This is a genomic window from Cloacibacillus sp. (assembly GCF_020860125.1).
In the GTDB taxonomy this organism is placed as follows: domain Bacteria; phylum Synergistota; class Synergistia; order Synergistales; family Synergistaceae; genus Cloacibacillus.
In genome coordinates this window covers 1-11254 of sequence record NZ_JAJBUX010000061.1, presented here as the reverse complement: position 1 = coordinate 11254, position 11254 = coordinate 1, and the positions used below count along the sequence as shown (strand labels likewise).

At 59.0% G+C, this 11254-nt stretch carries 9 protein-coding genes; 7 read left to right on the top strand and 2 right to left on the bottom strand.

The window, feature by feature from the left end:
* Nucleotides 1-699: 699 nt before the first annotated feature.
* The 7 genes from LIO98_RS07760 (at nt 700) to LIO98_RS07730 (ending at nt 9612) form a co-directional block, all read left to right on the top strand.
* Nucleotides 700-1122: a hypothetical protein gene (locus tag LIO98_RS07760; RefSeq protein ID WP_291955106.1), complete on the top strand. Its 423-nt coding sequence runs from the start codon at nt 700-702 to the stop codon at nt 1120-1122.
* The gene (kdpA, locus tag LIO98_RS07755) at nt 1119-2852 is read left to right on the top strand and encodes a potassium-transporting ATPase subunit KdpA (protein ID WP_291955102.1); all 1734 of its coding nucleotides are present in this window, start codon (nt 1119-1121) and stop codon (nt 2850-2852) included. Before LIO98_RS07760 ends, kdpA begins: the two co-directional genes overlap by 4 nt.
* 27 nt (nt 2853-2879) lie before the next feature.
* Entirely contained in the window at nt 2880-4955 is a 2076-nt protein-coding gene (gene kdpB, locus LIO98_RS07750) for a potassium-transporting ATPase subunit KdpB (RefSeq protein WP_291955098.1), read from the top strand.
* 26 nt (nt 4956-4981) lie between these two features.
* The gene (kdpC, locus tag LIO98_RS07745; RefSeq protein WP_291955095.1) at nt 4982-5584 is read left to right on the top strand and encodes a K(+)-transporting ATPase subunit C; all 603 of its coding nucleotides are present in this window, start codon (nt 4982-4984) and stop codon (nt 5582-5584) included.
* A 68-nt stretch (nt 5585-5652) separates the two neighbouring features.
* On the top strand, nt 5653-7632 hold the full coding sequence (locus LIO98_RS07740; protein WP_291955092.1) for a DUF4118 domain-containing protein: 1980 nt from the start codon (nt 5653-5655) through the stop codon (nt 7630-7632).
* A 372-nt stretch (nt 7633-8004) separates the two neighbouring features.
* On the top strand, nt 8005-9210 hold the full coding sequence (locus LIO98_RS07735) for a GGDEF domain-containing protein (protein ID WP_291955090.1): 1206 nt from the start codon (nt 8005-8007) through the stop codon (nt 9208-9210).
* Nucleotides 9211-9438: 228 nt separating this feature from the next.
* A complete protein-coding gene (locus tag LIO98_RS07730; protein ID WP_291955087.1) occupies nt 9439-9612 on the top strand; it encodes a hypothetical protein in 174 nt (57 codons plus the stop codon).
* A gap of 140 nt (nt 9613-9752) precedes the next feature.
* On the opposite strand, the gene LIO98_RS07725 is transcribed toward LIO98_RS07730, so the two are convergent.
* A complete protein-coding gene (locus LIO98_RS07725) occupies nt 9753-10535 on the bottom strand; it encodes a NifB/NifX family molybdenum-iron cluster-binding protein (protein ID WP_291955085.1) in 783 nt (260 codons plus the stop codon).
* A 74-nt stretch (nt 10536-10609) separates the two neighbouring features.
* Complete coding sequence (locus LIO98_RS07720) at nt 10610-10891, bottom strand: metalloregulator ArsR/SmtB family transcription factor (protein ID WP_291955083.1); 282 nt, start codon at nt 10889-10891, stop codon at nt 10610-10612.
* Nucleotides 10892-11254 lie beyond the last annotated feature (363 nt).

The following is an 11254-nucleotide window of genomic DNA, read 5'->3' as shown; positions in this document are numbered from 1 at the left end:
GTACTTAGGGACCGGCTTATTTAGCCTACGGCACTTCTTCGCGCCGATTTTCCTGTTATCATGTAAAATTCACAAAACCTATTTACATTTTTTATAGAAAAGAGATAAATAGCGATTTAGCTTTGAGAGGGAACAAGAGATAAACCGTAATTTATCGTTTAGCATATTGAAACTATTCCGCAGTGTGCCCTTGTCCTGTCGCTCCGGCCTCCGAGCCGGAGCCCAGTGTCTCCGGAGCTGTTTCACGACATGCGGGAAAAACAAACCCCAAGTCACTAGATTCCGGGTCAAGCCCGGAATGACAATATAAAAACTAAATCGTAATTTATCTCTTTCCCCACCCAAAGGAAATCGGCGTTTAGACGTGTCGATGATGACGCGAAATAAGGACGGAAAACCGCAGGCGCACTTTGGTGCGTTGAGGATTTTCCGCCCTTGTTGAGCTAAGTCAGCGGCGCGTATAAACGCCGATTTCTCACAGGATTTTCACATCCAGGCTAACTCTCTCACATCGCTTTCACAGCTTTTTCTGTAGAATCTGCCTCACAAGATGACAAGGGGGGCTGCACAGATGCACCTGATCGTAATAGCAAGCGGCGTTATCGCCTGTATATATTTTTTCTGGCTGTGCTACACATTGCTGAAGGACGACAAATCATGAGTCTGAGAAAAATGAGAACGCATTAGGAGGAAATGACGATGGCTGAAGAAAAAACCACCGCGACCGGCGATAAGGGACTGGCGGAGCTCTGTTCCTATATAAAGAAAAGCATCATGAGCAGGAAGTATGACCACGCCGAGTGCGCGCTGCGCATCGCAAAGGCGATGGAGAGTTACCCTGACGCGGCGGAGCCACATAACCTGCTCGGCATACTGCTGGAGGAGAGCGGAGACCACAGCGGCGCGATGCGGCACTTTCGCGCCGCCTGGGCGCTCAACCCCGGCTATCGTCCGGCGCATTTCAATATGGAAGCTTCGGGGAGCTTTTTTGTCGAGAGCCCCAATATAAAGAGGTATGCCTTCGAGGACTGCGACTGCGGGCCCCATGAGGATGAGATCCCGTCTAAAAAGTCAAACGGGCCGACAGGTAAAATTTTCAGGAAAGAGGATGTAAGAGCATGAGTTCCGTGATACAGTATGTCGCCTATGTCGCAATTCTCGTGGGGATCGCGCTACCGCTTGGCAGCTATATCGCCAAGGCGATGAACGGCGAGAGAGTCTTTCTTTCACCGGTCCTTGTCCCCTGCGAGAACGTGATTTACAGAATTCTCGGCGTCGACAAGGATGAGGACATGGGCTGGAAGCTCTACGCGCTCTGCGCGCTGGCCTTCTCGGCGGTCTGCCTCGTCGGCCTCACCGCGATGCTGATGCTGCAGGGTCATCTGCCGCTCAATCCGGAGAGGCTCCCCGGCCTTAGCTGGCACCTGGCCTTCAACACCGCCTCCAGCTTCGTCACCAATACAAACTGGCAGGCCTATTCGGGAGAAAACACTCTGAGTTATTTCTCCCAGGCGCTCAGCCTGACGGTACAAAATTTTGTCTCCGCCGGCGCGGGGATCGCGGTGCTTTTCGCGCTGATACGCGGCATCGTAAGAGTTAAATCAAAGGGCATCGGCTCCTTCTGGACGGACATCACGCGCGCCGTTCTCTATGTGATGATCCCGCTTTCGCTGGTCATCGCCGTGGCGCTCGTCTCCCAGGGCGTGATGCAGAATTATCTGCCCTATGAGACGGTGGAGCTGATGGAGCCGGTCACGCTTGAGGACGGCGCCACGGTCTCGCAGCAAATCGTCCCGATGGGGCCGCAGGCAAGCCAGGTCGCGCCAAAGCAGCTCGGGACGAACGGCGGCGGGTATAACGGCGCAAACTCCGCGAATGCCCTTGAAAACCCCACCCCCTTCTCAAACCTGCTGGAGATGTTGGCGCTGCTGGTCATCCCCGTGGCGCTCTGTTTCTCATACGGCAGGGGCGTGAAGGACAGACGGCAGGGAAGGGCCATCTTCCTCGCCATGTTCCTCGTGCTCATCGCCTCGCTGGCGATCGTCGGATACTGTGAACAGGCGGCGACGCCGCAGCTGGCTCAGGGCGGGAATGTTGATATCAGCTCGACGATGCAGCCGGGCGGCAATATGGAGGGCAAGGAGAGCCGCTTCGGCATCGCCAGCTCCGCCACCTGGGCGGTATTTACGACCGCCGCCTCCAACGGTTCGGTCAACGCGATGCACGACAGCTTCACGCCGCTCGGCGGCCTCGTGCCGATGCTGCTGATGCAGCTGGGAGAGGTCATCTACGGAGGCGTAGGCTGCGGCCTCTACGGAATGATCGGCTTCGTGATCCTGACGGTCTTTATCATCGGGCTGATGGTCGGACGCACGCCGGAGTATCTCGGCAAGAAGATCGACCCCTTCGAAATGCGCATGGCCGTTCTCATCTGCCTCGCGACCCCCGTGGCGATCCTCATCGGCAGCGGTATCGCGGCGCTGGTGCCCTCGGTGCCCGCAAGCATGAACAACCCAGGCCCCCACGGTTTCTCGGAGCTGCTCTACGCCTTCTCCTCCGCGGGCGGCAACAACGGGTCGGCCTTCGCGGGATTCAACGCGAACACCCCGTTTCTCAATTCGGCGATCGGCCTCGTGATGCTCTTTGTACGTTTCGTCCCGATGACCGCGACGCTGGCGATCGCCGGCAGCCTGGTGACGAAGAAGCACACGCCGGAATCGGCGGGAACGCTCTCGACCTGCAATATGACGTTCGTATTCCTGCTCATCCTCATCGTGCTGCTTGTCGGCGCGCTCTCCTTCTTCCCGGCGCTGGCGCTAGGGCCGATCGTCGAGCACCTGAGAATGTTCTAGGGTTTTCTGAAAGGAAGCTGATCTAAAATGTCAGTCAATAAAAATATGCCCGGCTATTCAAGCGGCAAGATAGCGGCCGAGGCCCTTAAAGCCTCTTTCATAAAATTAGCGCCGGCCACACAGGCGAAAAACCCTGTGATGCTGCTGGTCTACATCTCAGCGATACTCACAACGGTCCTCGCGGCTCTCTCGCTGTGCGGTATAGACGACGCCCCATTCGGCTTCACCGCGGGAATCGCCGCCGTGCTCTGGCTGACGTCGCTCTTCGCGAACTTCGCGGAGGCGATCGCCGAGGGACGCGGCAAGGCCCAAGCCGACTCTTTGAGGGCTTCACGCCGCGACGTCACGGCGCACCTGCTCTCAAACCCTAAAGACCACAACTCCTTTACGGACGTCGCCTCGGCGGCCTTAGGGAAGGGCGACCTCTTCATCGTACACGCCGGAGAGCAGATCCCCGCGGACGGAGAGGTGGTAGAGGGCGCGGCCTCCGTCGACGAATCGGCGATCACCGGCGAATCGGCCCCCGTCATCCGCGAAGCGGGCAGCGACCGCAGCGCGGTGACCGGCGGTACGACGGTCCTCTCCGACTGGCTCGTCGTCCGCGTGACACAGGAGGAGGGAGAAAGCTTCCTCGACAAGATGATTGCGATGGTCGAGGGCGCGGCGCGCAAACGCACGCCGAACGAAATCGCCCTTGAGATACTGCTGATCGCCTTCACGATAATATTCGTCCTCGTGACGATGTCGCTCTACACCTTCTCCGGCCTCCTCGCCTCGGAAGAGGGGGCGGCCAACCCGCTCTCCGTCACGGCGATGGCGGCGCTGCTCGTCTGCCTCGCGCCGACCACCATCGGCGTGCTGCTCTCGGCGATCGGCATCGCGGGGATGAACCGCCTGAACCGCGCCAACGTGCTAGCAATGAGCGGCCGCGCGATCGAAGCGGCGGGCGACGTGGACATCCTGCTGCTTGACAAGATGGGCACCATAACCCTCGGCAACCGCCAGGCGAGCGAGTTCATCCCCGTAGACGGCTGTTCCAAACGCGACCTCGCCGACGCGGCGCAGCTATCCTCCCTCGCGGACGAGACCCCCGAGGGGCGCAGCATCGTCGTCCTCGCCAAGCAGGAGTTCGGCATCCGCGAACGCCAGCTGGAAAACGAGCGCCTCTCCTTCATCCCCTTCAGCGCGACGACGCGCATGAGCGGCGTGAACTGCAAAGAGGGCGAGATCAGAAAGGGCGCTTCGGACGCCATCCGCGCCTACGTCGAAAAGGCGGGCGGCCATTTCAGCGAAGAGTGCCGCAACGTCATAGACCGCGTCGCGAAGCTCGGCGGCACGCCGCTTGTAGTCGCCAAGAACGGCCGCGTGCTGGGCGTGATCTATCTGAAGGACATCATCAAGGACGGTGTGAAGGAAAAGTTCGCGGACCTGCGCAAAATGGGCATCAGGACGATCATGATCACCGGCGACAACCCCGTGACGGCGACGGCGATCGCGGCGGAGGCGGGGGTCGACGATTTTCTCGCCGAGGCGACGCCTGAGGCGAAGCTCGCCCTGATCCGCGACTACCAGGCCAAAGGGCATCTGGTGGCGATGACGGGCGACGGCTCGAACGACGCCCCCGCGCTCGCCCAGGCCGACGTCGCGGTGGCGATGAACACCGGCACGCAGGCGGCTAAGGAGGCCGGCAATATGGTCGACCTCGATTCCTCCCCGACGAAGCTGATAGAGATCGTCCGTATCGGAAAGCAGCTGCTGATGACCCGCGGCGCGCTGACGACCTTCTCCATCGCCAACGACCTCGCGAAATACTTCGCGATCATCCCGGCGCTCTTCGTCGTCCTCTTCCCGCAGCTTCAGGCGCTGAACATCATGAAGCTGCACAGCCCGGAGAGCGCCATCTTCTCCGCGGTGATCTATAACGCGCTGATCATCGTGGCGCTCATCCCGCTCGCGCTCCGGGGGGTAAAATACAAAGAGGAATCCTCGGGACAGCTGCTGATGAGAAATTTGATGATCTACGGCGTCGGCGGGATCGTCATTCCCTTCATCGCGATAAAGATCATCGACATGATCCTTATCGGGACCGGAATTCTGGCCTAAAAGACCGCTTGAAAAGAGGTACGATCATGACATTGAGAATAGTCACAATACGTTCGATAATATATTTCGCGCTGATGACGGTAATCACGGGGATCATCTATCCCCTCGCGGTGACGGCGATCGCCAAAATCGCCTTCCCCTACCAGGCTAACGGCTCCATCATCAGGATCGAGGGGCGAAAATACGGCGCGGAGAACCTCGGGCAGCTCTACAGGTCGCCCGCCCACCTCTGGGGACGCCAGATGAACGTCGACACCGGCTTCACCGGCGCTGACGGCAAACCGGCGGCCTATGCCTGGCCCTCCAACCTGAGCCCCGCAGGAGAAAAGCTTGAAGGGCTGATCACCGAACGCGTTAAAGAGATACGCGCGGCAAACCCTGCGATGGGAGACAGACCCGTTCCCGTTGAGCTGGTCACCAGCTCCGGCGGCGGCCTCGATCCCCACATCTCCCCCGCCGCCGCGCTCTACCAGGTACCGCGCATCGCGGCGGCCACCGGCCTCACGGAAGAGAGGGTGACGGAGATCATCAAGAAACACACCGAGGGACGTTTTCTGGGGATCATGGGCGAACCGCGCGTCCACGTCCTGAAGGTCAACCTTGAGCTGGATGGAATCCTAAAGAAGTAACGGCGAAAAAAGTTCCCGCCGCCATCCTAATGGCGGCGGGCTGCGCCCGTTAAAAAGGGGAAGATGAGATGAAAGAGATGAGACGCCCCACCCCCGAAGAGCTGCTCTCGCAGCTGAAAAGCCAGCCGGACAAGGGCGAGGGGACGCTGAAAATATTCTTCGGCTACGCCGCCGGCGTCGGCAAAACCTACGCGATGCTCGAGGCGGCGCGACGCGCGAAGAAACAGGGCGTGGACGTGGTCGTCGGCTACGTGGAGCCGCACACGCGCCCCGAAACGATGAAGCTGCTTGCGGGCCTTGAGGTGCTGCCGACGCGGAGCGTCGAGTACAAGGGCATGAAGCTCAGCGAATTTGACCTCGACGGAGCGCTCGCCCGCCATCCCCAGCTGATACTGGTCGACGAACTGGCCCACACGAACGCCGCCGGTTCGCGCCATGTAAAGCGCTACCAGGACATCAAAGAGCTGCTGCGTTACGGGATCGACGTCTATACCACCGTCAACGTGCAGCACATCGAGAGCCTCAACGACATCGTCGCCTCGATCACAGGGGTAACCGTCGCCGAACGCGTGCCCGACGACGTATTCGACCGGGCGGAACTGATCGAAGTCATCGACATTGAACCGGACGACCTCATAGAGCGCATAGAATCCGGCAAGGTCTATAAAAATGAACGGGCGAAAAAGGCGCTCGGCAGCTTCTTCACCAAGAAAAACCTCGGCGCCCTGCGCGAAATCGCGCTGCGCCGCACCGCCGACAAACAGAACCGCGCGGCGATGGCCGAGGGAGGCGCCGTCAACGCCGGCGAACATGTTATCACCTGCGTCTCCGCCGCGCCCTCCAACGCCAAGGTCATCCGCACGGCGGCGCGCCTCGCGGAGGCCTTTCACAGCCGCTTCACGGCGCTCTACGTGGAGACCGGCGGCGGCAGACCCGGCGGCGGGGATAACGGCCGCCGGCTTCAGATGAACATAAAGCTCGCGGAGGACCTGGGCGCGCAGATCGTGACCGCCTACGGCGACGATATCTCAGAACAGATCGCGCAGTACGCCAAGCAAAGCGGCGCGACAAAGGTGGTGCTGGGACGCACCAACCATAAAAACGGCCTCTTCGGAAGAAAAAAGAGCCTCATCGACCACCTTACGGAGACCGCCCCCGAGCTTGACGTCTACATAATCCCCGACCGGCAGCCGCCGTATCGCGCGAAAAAACGTTACGGCGCGCGCGGCGTCGAGCTCTCCTGGCGTGACACGGTACGCGCGGCGCTGATCTTCGCCGCGGCGACGCTGCTCTCCCTCGCCTTCTTCCGCGCGGGCTTCCAGAACATCAACACGATCGCCTTTTATATGCTCGCGGTGCTCTTTACCTCCATCTGGACGCACGGGCATGTCTACGGCGTCGCGCTCTCCTTCGCGAGCGTCGCGGCCTTCAACTTCCTCTTTATCGAACCGCTCTACTCCTTCACGATGTACGACCCCGCCTATCCCGCCATCCTCGCCGTCATGCTCTGCGCGAGCCTGCTCACCAGCTCCCTCACGACCCGCATCAAAAGGCAGGCGGAGCTCGCCTCCGGCAACGCCTATATGACGGAGGTCCTGCTGGAGACAAGCCAGCTGCTCAACAAATCCGAGGGCTTCGCGGCCACGGCGGAGGTCACGGAAAAACAGCTGCGCAAGCTGCTCGACAGGCCGGTATTCATCTACGGGGAGACGCCGCGGGGAACCCTTTCGCTGATATCCCCGGCGGAGCTGCCCGAGGCGGAGAAAATTTATCAAAGCGAGGAGGAGATGGGCGTCGCCGAATGGGTGCGCACAAATAACCACCGCGCCGGCGCGACCACCGACACGCTGCCCGGCGCGAAATGCCTATACATGGCCGTGCGCGGCGACGGAGGCGGCAGCGTCCTCGCCGTCGCCGCCGTCGCCGCGCGGTCGCTGCCGCCGCTCTCCGCCTTTGAGAAAAATATGATCCGCGTGATGCTCGACGAGTGCGGCATGGCGCTGGAAAAGGCCATGCTCTATGACCGCTGGGTATCCAAAAAGGCTTAAGACGCCGGAGCCGCGGCGGTAAAGGCGGCTCATTTTCCCTCCCGGTAAACTAAAAGGATAGATTGCGGTTTTGCCGTTGTTTTGTCACACCGGCCCCCGAGCCGGTACCCGGGGACTTTTGGGCCGCTGGATTCCGGGTCAGGCCAGGAATGACAAAACAGAGGAAAACCGCTGTTTATCGTTTACCCCGTCGAAGATAAATCGCCATTTACATTCTTTCTGATTTTTCTTGATGCGTTTGCCCTGATAACGTTTCCCACCACTATATCCCGGCTCATTTTTACTATATAATGAGGAGCGATCAATGCATCAGCCTGGGTATCCGGTGGCTGACCGCCACGCGGGTGCATATATGGGAGGAATGGCCGAAGGATGATTTCACTCCTGAAACATTTTCTGGGTTTTCAGCAGGACGACGGGGACAAAGACGAAATATTTCTCCGTCTCTATGAAAGCGTGAGGCGGCCGCAGCTCGTCCTCCACCTGCTGATCATCGCCTTTGAGGTATTCATGCTCTTTCTCATCTCCTCCAAGGACGGCGGGCCTTTTCTCAAACCGCGGCGGACGGCGTATTTCATCCTCTATCTGTTGCTCATCGCCGTTACCTGTGCCGTGACCCTAATACAGGACCGCTTCTTTCATAATGACCCGAAAAACTACCGGCGTTATTTCATCACGGAGCATATCTACATCGCGCTGCTCTGCCTCTGGAGCACCGCGCTCACCCTGAACGACCAGCTCGGCGGCAACGGCCTCTCCGTCTACACCTACGTCGCCATCATCAGCGCCGCCATCTCCCTGATGCAGCCCTGGAAGAGCCTCCTGCTCTACGGCGGGAACTTTATCCTGCTAAACGCGCTGCTGCCATATTTCCCCTGGCCGAACGGGCTGAACCAAACCTTCAACAACTTCACCAACAGCCTCTTCGTCGCCATCATCGCCTTTATGCTAGCAAACTATTTCTATAAGAGCCAGCTGCGGATAAAACGCGACGAAATAGTTATCGAGAGGCAGTATAAAGAGCTGGAGCGGGCCAACAAAACTCTCAGCCGCGAGGTGATGACCGACTCGCTGACGCAGCTTCACAACCGCCGCTACCTGCGAAAAGTCATCTGCGAGCGTTTCCCCAAAAGAGAGCGGGCAGCCTGCCTGATGATCGACATCGACCACTTCAAACTCTACAACGACTGTAACGGACACCTCGCGGGAGACAGATTGCTGATAGATATCTCCGAATACCTTCGCGGCGAGCTGTGCGGGCGCTGCGCGGATCTCGTGCGCTACGGCGGCGAAGAATTCATCGCCTTCCTCTACGGCAAAGAGGCTCTGGAGGCAAACCTGACGGCGGAGAAAATCCGCCGGGACGTCGAATCGCTGCGCTGCGCGCCGGCGGCGGGGGAAGAAAAACACATCACCGTCAGCATCGGCCTCCACCATAAGGAGCCGGACGAGCAAATAACGGTGAGAGAGCTCATCCTGCGCGCCGACGAGGCCCTGTACAGGGCAAAAGAGGGCGGCAGAAACAGAATCGTCTGGTCCTCCGCCGCGTCATTAACAAAAAAAGAGAAGCTATCCTAGTCAAAAGACAAAAAGAGAGAACAGACGAAGCTATGGCCGCGCGGACGGCGGCGCTCCTACAGTTAATACTTCCAGTCAAGATAATGAGGTATTAGCCTAGTGCAAACGCGTCAATAATGCTCAGAGGCGATAAACGTCAATTTCCACCGGATAGGAAAAACTGTAAATTGCGGTTTAGCCTTTGACTTTGCCCTTAAAGGCGCCCTCCCAGAGGGAGCTGGCTCGGCGATGTTTTTCGCCGAGACTGAGGGAGAGTTGACCTTAGATTCTCCCGCAGCTTTCGCCGCGGACTCAGTTTGGCGCGGGAACTGCGCCAAACTGAGCAACACTCCTTCCGTCAGCCGCCAAAAGCAGGCGGCCGCCACCTCCCTCAGAGAGGGAGGCTACAAGGACAGAAGCTAAATCACCGTTTACCTTCTCCCTGATTCTCCTTGATACGGTTGCCCTGGGCGCCAACCCCACATTTAGAAAAAAGAGCGGCGGCCGTGTGATTTCCGCGCGGGCCGCCGCTCTTTTAATAATTTATTATGCGTTATTGAAACTTAATGGCAGCCGTGCGCCTCTCCGTGGCCGCAGCCGTGACAGCTGCCCTCAATCTCGCCATGGTGATGGTGGTCGCACTCCGCCGCCGGGTCGTCCTTCAGCCTTCCCGAGAGGAAAGCCTTCACCGCCTCGTCGATGGAACCGCTGACGCCGGAGACCAGCTCGATGCCCGCCGCCGCGAGAACATTCTTCGCCCCGCCGCCGATACCGCCGCAGATGAGAAGGTCCACGCCGTTCTCCTTCAGGAAACCGCCGAGCGCCGAGTGGCCGCTGCCCTCCGCGTCGATCAGCCAGTGCGAAGCCACCGCGCCCTCCTTTATCTCATAGAGCGCAAACCAGCGCGTATGTCCGAAGTGCTGAAATATTTCACCGTTCTCTTCCGCCGTTACCGCGATTATTCCGTTCTTCATGATCCTCTCCATCCTTTCCCTGAAAGCCCTGTCGCTCTCGATGATAAAGGGGCAGCGCCTGCATCTGGCCATTCCGCCGCACCATTCGCCGGCGATCTCATAGTTGCCGCCGTTGATAAAGATGCCCTTGCCCGTGCAGAGAGCCTCGGCCACCTTGGCGTGCGCGGAATATATGATACGCTGCAAAGTGCCGCGCGATACCTCCATACGGCGGGCCGCCGTCTCCTGGTCGAGCCCCTCGAGGTCGCAGAGGCGAAGGCTCTCGAGCTCCTCAAGCGAGAGGTCGAGAATCTCCGCCGCGCGGGCGTCCGGCATAAAGCGCAGAGCCGCGGGACGGCCGCATACACGGCGGCATTTTGTGCTCCCGGCCATGGCGTTTTCCCCCTTCAAAAGTCTGGATATATCTTAATGTGCATATGCCCACTTTGTCAATGAGCATATGCACATCATTTTTCTTTTCCCGTGAGCTCGCCGATCGCGTCGGTCAGCATCGCGAAGCGCTCGCCGTCAAGCGTGTAGTGCATCCACTTCCCCTCCTTGTGCCCTTTGACGAGTCCGGCCTGGCGAAGGGTCTTCATGTGGTGCGAGAGGGTGGGCTGCGTTATTCTGAAACGTTCCAGCAGCTTACAGGCGCATAGCTCTCCGCCGGAGAGCATCTCCACGATCATCAGCCGGTTGGGGTCGGAAAGAGCCTTGAGCATCTCGGAGAGTTCCTCGTAATCTATCATGCGTGATCCTTCTTTCGACCAAAAGTATGTCTATTCGTCTATCTATTATAACAAAAAGAATCCCGCGAGACCGCGGGAATATATTGTAACGATGATCTATCTCCGGCAGGGTAAAAGATAAATAGCGGTTTTTCTTTTGATTTTGCCTTTTTAGCCTCCCTCTCCGAGGCGGCCAGGGAGCCAAATCAGAGCTCTTCTGATTTGTGCGATTCGGCTGGTAGTTACATCAGAGGTGGATCGCCGCCGCTTTTGCGGCGAGACGGAAGGAGTGTTGCTCTGTTTGGAGCGGAAACCGCGCCAAACAGAGCCCGCGGCAAAAGCCGCGGAAGAACCTAAGGTCAACTCTCCCTCACCCCGCTTCGC